The sequence below is a fragment of the Bacteroides sp. 44_46 genome, from assembly GCF_001915465.1.
Classification (GTDB): domain Bacteria; phylum Bacteroidota; class Bacteroidia; order Bacteroidales; family Bacteroidaceae; genus Bacteroides; species Bacteroides clarus.
The window spans coordinates 1-17,742 of record NZ_MNQO01000001.1 but is presented as its reverse complement, the minus strand read 5'-3'; the positions used below and the strand labels follow the sequence as shown (position 1 = coordinate 17,742).

Below are 17,742 nucleotides of genomic sequence, written 5' to 3'. Positions count from 1 at the left end.
ATTGAATTAAAATTCCATATTCACTCCTAATGTATAAACCCGTGCCATCGGATAAGAACCGAAATCGTAACCGGTTTTCTTACTGCCGTAGGTGCTGGCTTCGGGGGAGAATCCACCATCATATTTATCCCATGTATACAGGTTTTGTATGGAGAAATAGGTACGCAGTTTACTGGCGAACTTTTTGTTGATAGGGATGTTGTATCCTAACATAACATTCTTTATCTTGACGAAATCGCTTTTGTAAAGCCAGCGCGTATCATATAAGTCGCTGGTGGTGGTTGAGAGAAAGCTCGGTGTAATACCGTCACCGGGATCTTCTTCCGAAAACCACGAGTGTAACCATTTGGCAAGTAGATTTCCACGTCCAGGTCCGGCGCTGTTACGGTCTATGGTACGTCCCAGCAAACTGTACAGATGACCGCCCCATTGTCCGGTTAGCGTAACCGTCAGGTCGAACCTTTTATAGTTGAATTTATTTGTCAGTCCCCATGTGAAGTCCGGGCGGGCTTTACCCACCAATGTCCGGTCATTGTCGTTGATGATGCCATCGCCATTTACGTCACGGTATCTTATGTCTCCCACTTTTTGTCCTTCCATAGTGGCATAGCGTCGTAAGTCTTCCTCTGTTTGGTATACTCCTATCGCATCGTACATATAGTAACTTCGCATGGGTTCGCCTACCATGAATACGTGGGTGTTTGAATTGTTCCAGCCACCGTAGATAGCCGTATTGTTGTCTCCCATGCTGAGAATCTCATTTTTATTGTAAGCGATATTGAAAGAGGTAGTCCACTTTAAAGGACCGGTCAGATTTCTGGAAGATATTTCAAGCTCCACACCTTTGTTTTCTATGCTTCCTACATTATCCCAAGCCCTGTTATCTTCTAACCCCATGGAGGCGGGTACGGTTACTTCATAGAGCATGCCGTCGGTCAGTTTACGATAGATATCCAGAGCTACGGTAATGCGGTTCTTTAAGAAACCGAGGTCCAAACCTAAATTCCAACTGCGGGTTTTCTCCCAGCCCAAGTCTACATTGTCTATCGTGGTGGGGGCATAACCGCTCACTGTATTTCCGTCCAGTGAGTAACCCGCGTCGCTCATCAAACCTACTGCGGCATTGCTCCGGATGCTGTTGTTTCCGTTCAGTCCCCAACTGGCGCGTATTTTCATGGAATTAATGAAAAAGTTCTTCGGCCAGAAACTTTCATTGGAAATGCGATACGTGGCGCCTACTGAAGGGAACAGTCCCCAGCGATTATTACGTCCGAATTTGGCGGAACCGTCGCGGCGCAAACTGGCGGTTACCACATAGCGGTTATCGTATTCGTATTGCGCGCGTCCGAAAAAGGAAAGCATACGTCCCGGAGTGCCGAAACCGGCACTGGCGGAAGTCACCTCTTCCGAACTCATGGAGAATCCCAGCTGGGTGTTATCTGCAAAATCGGTAGCTGCCAGACGGGTAGTGGTAGAGGTTCCCATCTCGGCCGAAGCGCCGGCCATTATGTTGAATCCATGATCGCCTATCTCTTTGGTATAGTTAAGGGTACTTTGTACCATGTAGCTGTGATAACGCCGGATATTACGAGTACCCTCGGCTTCTTGCCCCTCATCATTGCTGCTCCACCCGCTCATAACTGAGCTGGGACGGAAGTAGTGACTGTATTGGCTACGGAAGCTGTAAGAACCCAAAACCTCGAAATTCAGGTCTTCTATAATTTCGGCACGGATATAGGCCGCCATTTGCAGACGTAAAGTTTCACTGTCATTGGTAACTTGCTCCATACGGGCTACAGGACTGATGTTGGATGAAGCCCAACCGTACGCCGGATAGGGCTCGGAACTGGTATGGTAACCGGCATCCGCTTCCGCTACGGGACACATGCTCAAGGCTGTTTCCGCTCCGCCCGAACGGCCGTTTACATTTCCTCCATAGTTCCATGAAACGATAGGAGTGACATTACCGCCGATGGTAATTCGCTTACCGACTTTCGATTCGAAGTTGGTACGCAGACTTACACGCCGGTAGCCGGTACCGATGGCTACTCCTTTTTGGTCAAAGTACCCCACCGAGGCACGGAATTTGGCTTTGGCCGAACTGTTGGCTACGGCTACCGAGTAGTTTTGTACGGGAGCTAATTGAAAGAACGCGTCTTGCCAGTCCAGCATTGCCAGTCCGCCGTAGTTCTCTTCGCTCCAGCGAGGGTCGTTGAGATATTCATAATTGACGCTACCCATTTTGGAGAGTCGGGTTTCATAGTCGTCTGTCCATTTAGCTCCTTTGGCGGCATACTTATTTACATAACGTATATTGTTCAGCTTGGTGCGGAAAGAAATCCATTCTTCGGCACTCATCACATCTATCTTTTTATTGATTTGCTGCATACCGAACGATGCGGCTACCGATACGGACAGTTTATTCTTATCACCGCCGTTTTTGGTAGTGATGAGTACCACGCCATTAGCTCCCCGGCTACCGTAAATGGCCGATGAAGAGGCATCTTTCAAAATCTCGATAGAGGCTATATCGTTGTTGCTCAATCCGCCCAGGTCATCAACCGGAATTCCGTCGACAACGTAAAGCGGGGTATCATCGGCATGAATAGAGGCATTACCGCGGATGATGATAGAAAGTTCCTCACCGGGCGCACCGCTGTTGGCGCTGACATCTACACCGGCCAGCATACCTTGCAGAGAGCTGGCGATGTTGCTTGAGGCCTGGTCTTCTATATCATCCGATTTTACACTGGCGATAGAACCGGTCAGGTTTCCTTTTTTGGCCGTACCGTAACCTATGACTACTACTTCGTCCAACGCAACGTTATCCACTTCCAGTTGAATCTTAAAAGTATTTCTACCTTGTAACTTTATGGTTTGCGGTTTGTATCCCAGATAAGATACCGTCATGGTTTGCGCTTGTGCGGGAACGGTTAGTTTGAAAGTACCGTCGAGCCCTGTAATGGCCATGACGGATGTCGCGTCTTTTACCACAATGTTGGCACCGATGGCAGGCTCATTGTTTTCATCGAGTACTACACCGGAGATGTTACGGGTATTTTGTGCTGTTGCCGTGGCCGCACAGAGTAAGAGGAACACGATACTCCAAAAGGTGGAATACATTTGTCTGCCTGGAAGTATAAATCTGTTTAACATGTCTTTCAGATATATGAGATTGCTATTAATTATTTTGAGTAATTGCTAAATCAGAACCTAAATAGTAACTGAGTTGTGTAGGCTGGTTATAACCGATATTTTGGTTGAGCAGGCTCATGCAATAGATATGGTCGCTCATCAGATAAGGGAAACTATATTCCGTAGGATACCAAGTGCTGAATATACGCAATTCGGTATTGTCGGAGGTTGGCATTATTATCTCTTCGCGCCAGTCGCCTAAAAAGTCACCGTAGATGCAGGGATTCGATTTGCTTCCGTTAATGTCCGTCACCCCATAGCGGTAAAGAGTGAATACGCGTCCGATACCATATTCTTCGATGGTTTTTTGATTGAACAATTGTCGGCTGAGACTACCGTTGAACCATATAGCCATATTGCACGAACTGGCTTTATAACCTAAGTCCGTTCCGTTGGCGCTGTGTACGTTACCGCCGCTCCACCACATTTCGCAACCGGGACTGGCAGGGTCGATATCCGCTACCAACGCACGACCGACATCGCTCGAACTGTCATGTTTCCATATCACTTCGCCGCTACGGGCGTCACGCAATGCTGCACCTACTGTTCCCGACTCAAAACAGGACCATATCTGAAGCCCATTTCTTGAAGGCTCGAATTTCCCTAAATGGAGTGCATCGCCATGACCGAGTCCGCAACTATTCAATCCGCTACCGTCATTATCCACAGTCATCGAACCGTAAACGATTTCATCGTAGCCGTCTTCATCCACGTCTCCTACGCTCAGACTGTGGTAGCCTTGTCCACCGTAGGCTTCATTGCCTTTTTGAGTCGTGTCGAAACGCCATTGCCTGGTTAGGGCATGGTTATTGTAGTCCCATGTTTCTACTACGATTTTCCTATAACAGCCGCGCCCTATAATGACAGAGTGGTGTTCTCCCATACAGTGTGCCACAGCAATTCGATAACTGCTGGAACGTTTATAATAGTTGTCTCCCCAGTCTTCACTGGTGCCCAGCTCGATATAGTCTGTCCGTGCTAACTCCTTTCCTGTATTTCCTTCTATGATGGACAGAAATTCAGGTCCGCCATGTACATATCTGGCTCCCGGTACGCGATAGTCGGTTTTCCCGTCATTATTGGTATCTCCTATTTTTTTTCCGTCGCCAAACACTGTGCCTTCGGCCGTTCGTACGGCTATTTCACAACGTCCGTCTCCATCGAAATCGTAGACGGCGAATGAACCTCCGTTCCCGGTTACTATGTTGGGTCCCATTTTCATGCGCCACAAGAAAGTGCCATCCAGACGATAGGCTTCCAATAACATGGCATGTGTGGCATTCTCTATTACAGTGCCTGTGTCGTCGCTATCATCATTATTGCTTTCATTGTTGGATGTAGCGGCTATGAGCCGTTTCAGTATAATTTCATATTTGCCGTCTCCGTCCAAATCGCCTATGCTGGCGTCATTGGCTTTATATTCGTAGGTACTGCTGATGTCAGACGTGTTTTGTAGTGGTATGGAGATATATGGCAATCCGTTTGAGGCTTGTTCTGCTGTGATAGTGTGTTTGTCCAATGTCTCGTTTTGTCCGCTTAGAGTCAGCCGATAGGTGTTGCTCACGTTATGGTCTGCCGTATTGTCTTGGTAGCAGGTATTGTTAATCGGGGCATTATTGAGCTTTGTCTCACTGCTTCCGTCCGCTGTACGGTAGAGGTCGAAAGTTATACCTTTATTGTCTGTATCCAATAGTCGCCAACTTACCAATATTCGGTTATTGTTACCGGAAAAAACAGAACCGGTGGCATCTTTTCTTGCATTGATAGAAGCCCATAACATACGGCCTGCTCCGGAAGACTTTTCAGGGGCGGGTTCGGATGTTTCTTCGTCGGTACTCGGATTCAGCAGATATGTATCATTGTCTGTGCAGGCGGTAGTGCCTACTAACAATAAACTGAAAAATCCGAAAAGAAAAAAGATGCTTCTCATGATGCCTGATGTGTTGGAGTATGGAAATGTGTATTTCTTTCGATAGCTTGCACTGTGGCAAGCAGAATGCTTGCCACAGTGCAGGTGTATCGGCTTTTATTTATTTAGAAAGCGAGGGAGAAACGAAGATTATGTGGAAAGTTGTTTTCGGATATGGGTAAAGCTGTACCAGAAATCTGACCTCCTTCATTCTTGTATGCTTGGATCTTGTTAGCAAACGTATCTTTTGAGGAATAAGTAAAAGTACTTGAGGCGTATGGGGCATCTTCCTTTTCAAATAGAGCCTCTGCACCTATCTTACTCAAACTTGTTTTTACAAGTTCTGTTTCAATGCTGATAGTGGATTGGTTACTTTTTTTCAGTTCGCCTTTTGCAAGAAGTATTAGTTCACCGTATGAAGGTAAGTACCAACCGGAACTTACTGATGGGGCATCAGCTTTATCCAGGAATTCAAATAAGTTAGGAAAATCAGAACCATTGGCTTTAAGCACAGCGGTATAATCATAGCCTAATATACGAGCCTCATAATTTGATTTACTAGTTTCCCAAATATACTTATTGGCTGTACCGACAGCATAGTTGTATGTGGTATAATAATCGGAAACCTTGTCACCACCGAAAGAAACTCCACCCCATGTAGCAATTGTACCATCAGTATTGGCACTTTTAATGGCATATACTAATCCGTGAGTACAACTTGGATGTTCTGCTGCAAGAATATCTATATAGCTGGTATTATAATTCAATCCTGTTGAACCGGGTTGTGGATTACCTACATAATATACTACACCGATAATTTTGGCTTTTATTTCATCTGTCAGTTCTGCATCAGACTCAATCAAGGTACCATCCGAACAGTAATAATCACCTACGCTCAATTCGAACTCAATGGGTTCTGAAGAGGAATTACTGCCTACTGAATATTCTTGATATTTGCTTGCCGGAATATTTACACTTTGTTTATAAGTCTTTCCGCCATAAGTAACGTTTAATGTTGCATCTGTGTCGGGTTTAACAAGGAAACGATACTTTCCGTCTACAGTTTCCATCGCGGTGGTCATATCATCTGTATTAATAGAGAATGTAGCTTCACCGCTGGAAGCGGTATAATCACTTAGCTCAGGATTTTTATTGGTAAATTTATAAGTAGTTCCACCGGAGAGCCCTACTACAATCATTGCCATTTCATGCTTCAAGGGTATAGATACGGTAATATCATTTCTATTAATACCAGCATGTCCGGAACCGGTCATTAAATCATTCTCTGTATAAGACCTAGCGGAGCTGATTTCCCAATCGCTTATTAAAGTAGTAAAGGGAGAATTTGGTGTACCGCTTAATGTAACATTTTCTTGGTATGGGTAGTAGGCATGGAATACTGCATCCTTCAATTGCGTGTCATAGTCTAATGAAGCGCTACCTTCTTCTCCTGTTAGTACCCATTCTCCATTTTGGTAGGTAAGGCATACATTGTTGTAACCTTCAATCGGTGTAGTGGTTTCCTCATTTGCAAAAACATATAATCCTATTTTATCTCCCTCTTCAAATGTGGTTTGATATTCTTTATCGGTAGCCGCTTTGGTACTTACCGTATTATGCACACCGCTGTCGCTGAAATTAAAGCGTATGTTTCCTTTTGTGACAGGTAAGTTGATATCTTCTTCATTAGAGCAGGATGTCGCAACGAGAGTGCAAACAAACATGATTGTGTATATAAGTTTATTTCGTTTCATATCATTACTTATTTAAAGTTGGCAAATTAATTATCGGATTCAGGTATGTCTGTAACCGTATTACCGCTTGACTCCCATTGTCCGCCGGTAATTTCGGGTAACGTCTCGGCAGGATCTTCTGTCGGATTAAGAGGTTTCGCGTCTCCTGCGCTGGTCCATGGATTGATGGATGTACCTGTTATGGTGAGTGTAGGAGCTTCTTCGGTTTCATCGATGCTTACGTCGTATTTATACTCGGTCTTGGACTCTGTGCTCAAATCAAAGTTGGTAACGTAATATTTATCATTTACTTTAATGAATAATTCTACTCCGGTAGTGGCTTGCGGAGGTAAAATTACGGATGACGTGCCACCCATCGCGGAGACGGTTGTGACGGAACCGAGGGTACTGCCGCATGTTACCGTACCGTCTTGCGGACTGAATGTACCGTTTACAATGATATTATTCAGCGTATATTCTATTTCGGCATCTGTTGCTTTGGTTACAGCGGTGGTGTTGAAAGTTAGAGTTACTTTGCTCATCATGTGGTCAAAACCGAATGTCACTTCAGGCTTCTCAAGAGTAGCGGCAGCTGTGGCATACAGGAAATCATGCTTAGTGTATTTACCGTCTCCGTCCGCAATGCTGAAAGATACTTCTTCGGGAGCAGCCAGATCTTCTCCTGTATAGGGATAATATGCTTGGAATGTTTGCGCATTACTGCTTTTTACGTAGAGTGCATGTGCGGCATCTGATACAGTGAATGCTCCGGATGAAGTTGCGTTTTCATCAGCAAGTATATACTTGATATTTGTGTTGTAGCCGTCACTGTTATCGCCAGTCAGAGTGATACCGATGGCGTCTGTCGTTTCCCAATTATCACCCGATACACGCGTATGGGTATTTTCTACTGTTCCGTAGACTGCGAGTTTGGCTCCGGTAATATCCCGGCCTTCATACTCGTCGTTATTGCAGCCGCTTAATAAAACAAGGGCAATAACTCCTGTCAATAAATGAATGTTTCTCATAAATATTACATTAAAAAAAAAGTGTTGTTTTTCTGAGTGCAAACATAGCCAACTTCTTTTGTGTCAGCTTGGAATATTCAGTGCTTTTCATGTGTTTTCCGGTTTTGCGTCAATTTGTCTATACATATGTACAGGATTACATAGTCTTGAAAAGAAATATCCCCGTAGGGAAACACATTATCCGTTGAGGTAAAACGCACTATGTATCCGTGCCTGATAGACTATGTGCCGTACATAAACGGATAGTGCGTTTTTACATACAGATGCAACGTTAAGATTGTCTTGTAAGACGGATTTTTTCAGCTTATGGGATAAACTTATTCGGCTTACGGGATGAATTTTTTTATCTTGTAGGATGAATTTGGCCGTCTCGCAGCATGAATTTGTTTGCAACAGTTTCCCCCTTCACCCGCTATCCCGTATATATAAAAGGATATGGAAAGGTGAAGGGGGAGAATGTGCAAACTGTTTTCGGATGAAATAACGGTTTATTCAGCTACATTACTGTGCATATTTCTAAAATCGAACCAGAGTTTCATGCGCAGCCCGTCATCGCCGGATTTGATACGGATACTGCTTGGCTGGCTTTTAGGTCCATGCTCGCTGATGGATTTGAATGAGCGCATGGCGGGTATATCGTATAAGAAAGATATATCACCTTCGGGGAAAGGATGCATGCTGTCTTCTTCGGAGGTGCCTTGTCCGGGTTGCTGCGGAGTGAACACACGCAGGTAGATACCATCAGTTTCCGAATACACGGTAAAGGGGGCGGTGTCCGATTCTATCGTAGCCCAATACAGATTGGCGTGATACCCTTTGAATTCAGGATAAGCCAGGCTTTCAAAACTTTCGCCGGTGATAGTATTGTTGTAGTCTTTCTGCCAGATACCGTAGTTGGTGCCTGGAATACGATTTTTCCATACACGGTAAGGACCGCGTCCCAGCCAGCGCATCCCTTTGGCTTCCTTTTCGGGATAAGAGAATGTAAGTCCCAACTGATAGACTTTCTTATCGAAGAATTCGCCTTTATATTTGCCACCGTTACCACGGTTCAGCATAAGAGCGTCCATACCCAACAGACCGTCGGGCGTCATACGCCAGATTACGGTATCTAACGCACCCGTATATTTTACTATCAGAAGAGCATCATTACCGTCTGTACGAGTAGTGATTGACTTTAAATCGGCTTTCATGCCTACCGGCAGAGGGCCGTTACCGAAAGGAACAATCTGTCCGTCCCGTCGTATTTCTTTCAGCATGCCGTTAGCTGTATCGAAAGTCGCGGCAATACCGTTGGCGGATAATATGACGTGTGCCCCTGCATTCTCGATGACGGGAGCTTTGGACGCGGATATTGCCGGTTGCTGTTGCGCAAAATAAGCGGCGGTATATTTGATAGGCCATGTCCATGTACATATACTCTTTCCGTTTCTGTCGCAGGCTTCCAGTTCCAGTATGTCTCCTTCGAAGAAGCGGGCGGGGAGTGCCATGCGTGCTCTGCCGGTTTCACCGGGGGCGATGGCGGGCAAATCCACTTTGCCGCTGTCCAGCAATGCACATTTACCGCCTTTCAGTGGGGAAGGAGTGGAATATATGTGGTAGGTCATACTGCATTCTTTCAGATTGCTGAACAGATAGTCGTTGCTTAGCAGGAACTCCCCTTTGAAACCGGAAGTAATGCGTAACGGTTTGAACTGGATGGGTGCCCATACCTCACGGATGGTGTAAAAGCTTCCTTCTTTCTCGCGATAGGGTCCTACGATACCGTCCGGTCCGTTGGAACCGTCAGAGTCGAGTATTCCGTTCTTGTCGGAGCGTTTGACGGCTTCATCCGCAAATGCCCAAATGAAGCCGCCGGCAAAGAGCGGATTGGAACGATAGTTACTCCAAAAGTCTTCCAGTCCGGAACCGGCTCCCTGATCGTAACGCGCATGCAGAAATTCGGTGGGCATGAATACTTTGTATCCGTTGGCAAGACGCCCTGTTCCTGTCTGATAGGCAGGGTAGTGGTGTGTGTCTACTCCGTTGAAGTCTGCCCATGCATGGATTACGTGACGTTGCTGCAGGTCGAACTCGGAGAAGTATTTATCCAGCTTTTTGTTCCAGCCGCCTTCATTACCGTTGCTCCACAAGAAGATACAGGGATGATTGGCATCGGTGTCTATCATTTCACGCAACAGCTTTATGCCGACTTCATCGTCGTAGCGTCCGTGCCAGCCTGTAAACTCATCCAGATAAAAAAGACCTAAAGAGTCGCATACGTCCAAAAAGTGCTTGTCGGGAGGGTAATGAGAACGGACGGCATTCATATTCATTTCTTTGATGAGCAGCGCATCTTGCAGGGAGAGTTGCTTGTTGGTGGTACGTCCGCCGTCCGGATGGAAGCAATGACGGTTTACGCCTTTCATGATGACTTTGGTGCCGTTGACATAAAATCCGTCTTGCGGACGGAACTCTATGGTGCGGAATCCTATCCGTTCTTCGTGTATGTGTACCACCTGCTTTTGCGGATTAAGCAGTTCCAGTGTTAGTGTATACAGATTGGGATGTTCGCACTCCCAGGGTCGGACGCCTTGCCAGAAGGTGGTTAAGGTCTGGACACTGTCGGCGTTTAGCGGCATGATTTGTTTGCTGGCCGTTTGTTGGCTTCCTACCGGCGCGAGACTTAGGGCTACGGTATATCCCGGAGTATTGCCTTGGGTATGCAGGCGGGTGGTCAGCGTGCCGTCGGCCGTGGCGTTTACCGCAATGCGCTCGATGTGAGCCGCAGGAACCGCCTTTAAATAAACCGGACGGTAGATACCGCCAAACAACCACCAGTCGGCACGCCGTTCGGCCGCGTTGACCGACTTGTTGGAGGATTCTTTCCATACTTGTACTTCCAGTTCGTTCTTTTTCCCGAACTTTAGTTTGTCGGTAATGTCATAGCTGAAGGTGTAAAATCCGCCTTGATGGATGGTTCCGGCAGATACTCCGTTGATTTTCACCTCGGTGTCGGTCATTACTCCTTCGAAGACGATACTTACCTGTTTGTCTTTCCATTCGGCAGGTACTTTGAATTTATACCGGTACAAGCCGTTTTCGCTGCTGGGCTGGGCTTCTTTATTCAAATAAAAGCGTCCGTAGGTATATTCTCCGAATCCTTGTTGTTCCCATTGTGAGGGAACTTCTATTTTGCGCCATTTGCCACTGTTCATTCCGGCGGAACAATAAAAGTCCCAGGTGCGTGTATCTCCCAGTCCGGTACCGGAGAGATATAACTTTTCTGTATTTTGCGCATTTATAAGCGTACAGCAGAGGCATGCCGCCAATGCGCAGAGCGTTCGTAATTTATTCATGGACATAAAGATATATATTATAATGATTGGTTTTCTCCTTCTAACGGAAATAGATAGAATTTACGGTCTTTTTTGAAGTCGAGCATCCACTGGTCTATAACGACATGCTTGTCCAAGGCGGTGATGGTGAGCGTATGCCTGCCTTTTTTTAATGTGTGCTTAGTCTCTTTTCGGGCCTGTCCTCTCATTACATTCTGTTTCCACGTTTCTGTACGGCCTTTTTCGCGGAAGGAGCATATCTGCGGTTTTTCACCGTCGATACTTACGCTGAAACGAATATCCCCCTTGTCATTGGGTTGTGTGGGGATAACGGCGGTGGATAGAACGGCTTCGCCTTCCCACGGACAGTCGAACTCAAAGGTCAATGAACTTCCTTGAGGCAATGACACGGCATTCATGCTGTGCCCTAAAGCCTGAATGGTTTCTGCTCCTTTTGTGGCATGGATGTACCGGCAGGCGTTCATGGCAATACATTTATCGGCTTTGATAGGATGCTCTTTGGCCACGGCAGAGGTGGGGAGATAGTTTTTTACTTCCTCATCCGTCAGTCCGACGGGGAGTATGGGAGGATAGAATACGTATAAATCGCGAGGGTCATGGCACATGGAATGTTTCCATTTGCCGCCTGCCATTTTGTTGTTATAATAGTCTGTAAGCCGGCGTATTTCCTGATAGGCGTTCTGGCTTTTTGCGCATGCAGTGAGCATGGCGTCCTTACGTTTCCATAATGCTTCGTCGCATTGTCCCATGGAATAGGAACGGGCGCGCTGTGCTTCAAGCATCTTGGTCGCCATTGCCGAGGTGCCGAATACCTGATATTTGATATGTGAGTAAAAGGCGTCTTTGCGGTCGGGAGTAACCAGCTTTTCCGCTTCCGTAACAGTGGTTTTGACTTTTTCGTATGATTCCAGATAACGGTCCAACTCTCCGCCGAATTCTGTAAGGCTGAACTCGGTGTTGATAACTTGCGAACGTCCTCTGGGATGTACTTTACGGTTACTTAATTCGACTTGTGTCCATCCCATATGCTCCGGTTTGCGGATACCGCACAGACGGTAGTATTCCAGCATGGCGGGTAGCAGCTTCTTTCCGGCTTGGTTGCCGAATTCCCGGCAAAGCCATGCTTCAAGATGGTTGTTCAGAGTAGTTCCGCTAACCGAGTTGATGTCCCATGCCATGTCGAGAAACAGTTCCAAGTCATAGGCTGCCGGTTTCAAATCGTGTACATTGACAATCCATACCTCACGGGCATTGTGGTCGTAGGCCTGTTTCATCTCATTATAGATGAGGCCCGGTTGTGTCGTACATAACCACATATAGTCATGGGGACGCCCCCAATAGCTCAGGTGGTAATAGACACCGCTGCCACCGCTGCGTTTCTGTTGCATTTCATCGCTCAAACGGGTCATATAGCCATAATTGTCGTCACACCACATCAGGGTGATGTCTTCGGGAACTTCCAGTCCGTTTTCCATAATATCGAGCACTTCTTTATAAGGTACGAAGACTTGCGGTATTTTGGTAACATCACGATTGACGTATTGTGAAAGTAGAGAACGCTGGTCGTTGATAACCTGTTGCAGGGCATTGACCTTCTCTTTCATCGTTTTTACCCCTTCCATATGTCCGTCGTGTATGCCACGCATCCCTATGGTGTACATGTTCTCGTATCGGTTTACCTCTTTTAAGCGTTCTGTCCAGTAAGCCTGTACGGAGTTACGGTTGGTGATGTAGTTGTAAGCGCCCCGTTCTTTGACTTTCCATTCACCTACATTGTTCCGCATTAATGGTTCGCAATGTGATGTGCCAATGGCTATTCCGCAACTGTCTGCGGCTTCTTTGGCACCCGGAACAAGATAAAAAGGAGTGGTGATGCCATGCATGCCGGGCCATATGGCATTAGCTCTGAGACGGAGTAGCAGCTTGAAGATTTCCTTATAAGTACGTGCCCCTATTTGTCCTGTGGGATTACCCGGTTCAAAGGTTTTCCAACTCCAGGGTTGCAGGCTCCAGTCTTCATCGTTCAGAAAAATACCGCGATACTTGACCGAGGGGCTTTGCATACTCTTGAAATCGCTTGCAACCGTCAGTTGGGTTTGTTTTCGCGGAGTTACGTCTCCCCACCATACCCATGGCGATACACCCGCCATACGTGATAGCTCAAGGATGCCGTAAGCTGTTCCGCGTCCATTACTTCCTACAATGAGTAATTGTTGTTTGGGAGAGTTGTCTGTAACTGCGATGTAGAAAGCATCTTGCTTCCGAATTAAATCATTTACCGGTATCCCTGCAACATGCAGGTCTTTCTGAGTTCTATTATCCGCCTTATCCAATTGGATGATGCGGATGGCGGCATGTTTGGATGGCACCTGTTTCGGGTGGAGCCCCGTCACCAGTTTCATGTCTTCTGCAAACATATCGAGAGCGATGTTCACTACGGGTGAGGTGTTTCGGGGAACATTGTACGAAATGGCTTGTTGTCCGTCATACCAGATGAAGTTGCTTGCTGATACGGCGAAAACGTTCAGAATAAAGACTGCGAATAGAATCGAGCGTATAAACATGGTAATTAGATGTTTTTAGTTGATAGTCGGATGAATGTTACTGTACAAATTATTTTCGGAAATGATAGGGCGACGGTCTGCCGTACTGAGTGTAACCTCTGTCATGTTGAAGTTCTTGCAGAAACTGATTTTACCGGCTTTTAAAGTTTGCGCCTTTATATCATGTAAATAGAAGTTCTCCAAACGTAAAGAGTCGTTTATTCCGGATGCGGAGATAAACTCGGTTACATGGGTCGCTTCTATCTGCGACAGATAGACATTGCGAAATCTGGGATAGCCTTTATAGGCTGGTTCCACCGGAGTCAGTAAAGTTTTCCAGTGTTCCGGCAGTTCTTCTGTTTGGAACGAATCGGGCAGTTTGCTGTAACTGTAACTGGGATTCCAGTTCAATTCGGCTGTGAGTACGTGGCGGACACTGTCTGCCTTTATGCGTGTTACATATATATTCTCTACCGTTCCGCCGCGGCTTAAGGCGCTTTTCAAGCGTAATACGGTGGATGTTCCCTGTGCTTTCAGATCACTGCAAAGAATATTCCGGATGCTCCCTGATGTTTCACTGCCGCAAGTTACCAATCCTGCGCCGCTACGTGCCGTACAGTTACGGATAACGACATTTTCAGTAGGCCGGTTCACACGAAGTCCGTCCGCATCCCTGCCGGATTTAATACAGATGTTATCATCATTGCAGTCTATGATACAGTCTTCTATCAGAATATTTGTTGATGAGTCTATATCTATACCGTCGGTGCTTGGCCCGTGTCCGCCTATATTATTATCAACGGTAATCCCCTTGACAGTGCAGTGGTCGGAATAAAGAACATGGCAACCCCAAAAACCGGTGCGCATTAAAGTAATTCCTGTCAGGCTGATGTCTGAACTTTCTTCTACCAGTATGCCTCGTATTCTTTTGCAATCGTAATCCACAACCCAACGTAGGCCTTTTGTTTCGTAAGATCTGCGCATCTCCCAATATTTGTTCCACCAGCTTTTGCCGCGACAGTCCAGTCGCCCTTCACCGCTGACGGATGCATTTTTTTGACCGATAATATTGATGACTGCCGACGGCCATATCATTTCAATACCGGCAATGCGCGAACGGAATTCGGGATAACAATGAATATCCGGAGTAGCCAATAGGGTTACATCTTTATCCAAGCGTAGATTTACTCCGCTTTTAATAAACAGAGCACCTGTCAGGTAGTAACCGGATTGTAAGGTAACTGTTCCGCCGCCATTGGCGGCACAGCTGTCAATGGCCTTTTGTATTGCTTCTGTGCTGAGAACGGTACTGTCTGCGATAGCTCCGAAAGAGTTGGCGGACAAAGTTTGTCCGGCCGGTTGCAGGCGGGAGCCTACTTGTTTAGTCCATGCCAGGTCGTTGACCGGGGAAGTGTTTCCCCAGTCATAAGAACTGTCTTTGGCTTGTGACAGGATACAAACCGCTAAAATACCGGTCGCTATCAGTGCAAAGAGCGTTATTTTTCTTTTCATATAGCTATGGTTTTATAAAATAGTTGCCGGTGAGGCTGATGTTTTCTTAATGCTTTCCAGAAACTCTATTTCTATAATCCGGAGATTATGTTTTCCCTTGCCTTCCTTTGCTTTCTTCTCCATGTCATTGGCCGCTCCGCCCGCCACTTCCACAATCTGGCCGAAAGCGTCCTTGTCGGTAGTGCTGCCTTTCAAACGGACGGTTATCTTATCGGAACATACCGGCTTGTCCACTTCCAGATGTACGTATCCCAGGCTCTTTTCCGTGTTTCCGCTCCAAATCAGCTCGTCTCCGGCATACACTTCCAAAGGATAACTGCGGGAGCGCCAGCCGTTCAGCTTGATGCAGATGTCGTCGACGCTCGCCTTTTCAGCCAGTGTATAGGTAATCCAGGCCGTACTTAACCGACCGTCGTTCGCCCATTCGCTCAACTCGTTGTCATCGTGGCTGTTGCCCGTTTCGGTGCGGTTGGCGCCGGCTTCGGCGGACACAATGGCGATGTCGCGCTTGGTATCCGTATAGGAAGGAGTCAGCGGAGTTTCCCCCTTATCCAGCCTGCCTTTCAGGGTCAGTTGGGGCAGGTAGTCACTCAGCCCGTCTGCCACTTTCACCGGAACGGTCTGCAGCGTAAGCCTTGCGGCCGGAAGCCCTTCCGCCTCGGCGGTGACAACTATTTTGCCGGCTTTGGCCGTACTGCGGATCAGCGCACGGTTGATGCCGCATTCCACCGGAAGGTTCATATCCAGGATATGATTGTCCTTCCCCTGTGCGATACCGCCGCGCCATTCGGCCTCGCCTTTCAGGGTAAAGCGGACCGTACGGTTATCCAGCGGACAGCGTCTGCCGTCCTTGTCCACAACTTCCACCTGAAGCAGGGCCATGTCGGCTCCGTCTGCGTGGAAACCTTCGGGGTTCTGTATGGCGGTAAGTTCCAGACGGGCGGCTTCCCCCACTGTTGACAATGTATAGCGGCTCACTTCCCTGCCTTTTCCGTCGTAACTTACCGCTTCCAGCCTGCCCGGTTGATAAGCGACCTTATCGAAAGTGAAAAGGAAATGGCTTTCCCGTTTACCTTTACCCAGGGATTTGCCGTTGAGCAGCAGTTCCACCTGTTCGCCATTCGATACGACATATACCGGTTTCACCGTATGTTCAGGATAGTTCCAGTGTCCGATGATATAAGTCTGGAACTTGTCCGTATCCACCCAGCCGTTCCACATTACCTGGTGGGCGAAGAAGGCGTCTTTCTCTATACGCATGGGGTCGGTCACGCCGCTGCGGCGGTAGTTCTCCTCACCGCGATAATGTGTGTTGGAGTCGGAGAAGATGATTTTCGTACCGCCTGCACTGACCCGTAAGCCCGTACCCGGACGCTCACGCCAGTAATCGTACCAGCGACGAACCATCTCCAATGCAAGCATGTCCTGATTATGATTGTAGCTCATTGCCGGTTTCCCTTTATGCAATGGTCCCGCCCCTTCTTTATGGAACGGATAGCTGTACTCATCCCAATACTTGCGGAGTCCCTCATTGCGGCAATATTCGGTAGCCCACATCGGATGCTTCTTGCTCTTGTTGATATAAAGCATTTCACCGCCGTATTCCGCTTCGTTAATATCGAGCATCTCACGCGAGCCGATGGCACGTCCGCCGAAAGGGTCGAACTTGTCGCGGATTTCTTTCATCTCAATCATATGTTCACGGCTGATAGACTCATTACCACATTCGTAAAACAGGATACTCGGGTTATTACGGTTATAGATAATGGCATCGCGCATCAGTTCCGTACGCTGTTCCCATTGGCGGCCTTGACGGTCTTTCTCCGCATCGCCGGCAGGCATGGCCTGAATAAGGCCGACACGGTCGCAAGACTCCACATCCTGTTTCCAGGGAGTGACGTGCATCCAGCGGACAAGGTTCGCGTTGCTTTCCACCATGAGGCCATTGGAGTAGTCGCTCAGCCATGCGGGGACGGAAAGCCCCACTGCCGGCCATTCATTGCTGGTACGCTGGGCATAGCCCTTCATTTGGATGACGCGGTCGTTCAACCATACCTTTCCCCGGCCGAACTTTGTCTTGCGGAAACCGGTACGGGTCACCACCTCGTCAAAAACATTACCACGGTCGTCCAGCAGGGTTGTATTCACGGTGTACAGATAGCCGTATCCCCAGCTCCAGAAGTGCAGTTCGCTCACATCGGCAGCGGCTTTCACGGTTCCCGTCTCACCGGCTTTCAGCACTGTCTTGCCGCCATGGAAGGTCTTTACCGGCTTACCGTCCGCATCGGTCAGGGTCACCCGGTAACTGAAGCTGCGTGCCTCGCGACTGTCGTTTTTCACCTCGGACTCGGCATGTATCTTCGCCTTGCGGCCTTTGATGTCGAAGTCGGTGGCGTAGATGTATACACCGGTTGTTTTCAGGTTGCTGTACAGAGGCAGAGTCTGATATACCTCGTCCGTCACATACAGAAATACGTTCTTGGG

Annotated in this window: 8 protein-coding genes; all 8 read right to left on the bottom strand. The window is 47.5% G+C overall.

Annotated features, from left to right (window positions below; genetic code table 11):
• Window positions 1-6: 6 nt before the first annotated feature.
• Window positions 7-3,156, bottom strand: coding sequence for a SusC/RagA family TonB-linked outer membrane protein (locus tag BHV73_RS00040; protein ID WP_241148730.1), 3,150 nt, complete (start codon window positions 3,154-3,156; stop codon window positions 7-9).
• Window positions 3,157-3,181: 25 nt separating this feature from the next.
• The gene (locus BHV73_RS00035; RefSeq protein ID WP_087413639.1) at window positions 3,182-5,125 is read right to left on the bottom strand and encodes a rhamnogalacturonan lyase family protein; all 1,944 of its coding nucleotides are present in this window, start codon (window positions 5,123-5,125) and stop codon (window positions 3,182-3,184) included.
• 104 nt (window positions 5,126-5,229) lie between these two features.
• Window positions 5,230-6,858 (bottom strand): fimbrillin family protein, encoded by a 1,629-nt coding sequence (locus tag BHV73_RS00030; RefSeq protein WP_087413640.1) that lies wholly within the window; start codon window positions 6,856-6,858, stop codon window positions 5,230-5,232.
• A 26-nt stretch (window positions 6,859-6,884) separates the two neighbouring features.
• Complete coding sequence (locus tag BHV73_RS00025; RefSeq protein ID WP_087413641.1) at window positions 6,885-7,865, bottom strand: fimbrillin family protein; 981 nt, start codon at window positions 7,863-7,865, stop codon at window positions 6,885-6,887.
• A gap of 488 nt (window positions 7,866-8,353) precedes the next feature.
• Entirely contained in the window at window positions 8,354-11,203 is a 2,850-nt protein-coding gene (locus BHV73_RS00020; protein WP_286735717.1) for a glycoside hydrolase family 2 protein, read from the bottom strand.
• A 17-nt stretch (window positions 11,204-11,220) separates the two neighbouring features.
• A complete protein-coding gene (locus tag BHV73_RS00015; protein ID WP_087413642.1) occupies window positions 11,221-13,767 on the bottom strand; it encodes a glycosyl hydrolase 115 family protein in 2,547 nt (848 codons plus the stop codon).
• 15 nt (window positions 13,768-13,782) lie between these two features.
• Window positions 13,783-15,258, bottom strand: a complete 1,476-nt coding sequence (locus BHV73_RS00010; protein WP_087413643.1) for a glycoside hydrolase family 28 protein — start codon at window positions 15,256-15,258, stop codon at window positions 13,783-13,785.
• A gap of 12 nt (window positions 15,259-15,270) precedes the next feature.
• On the bottom strand, window positions 15,271-17,742 hold a 2,472-nt coding region (locus BHV73_RS00005), incomplete at its 5' end, for a glycoside hydrolase family 2 protein (RefSeq protein WP_286735714.1).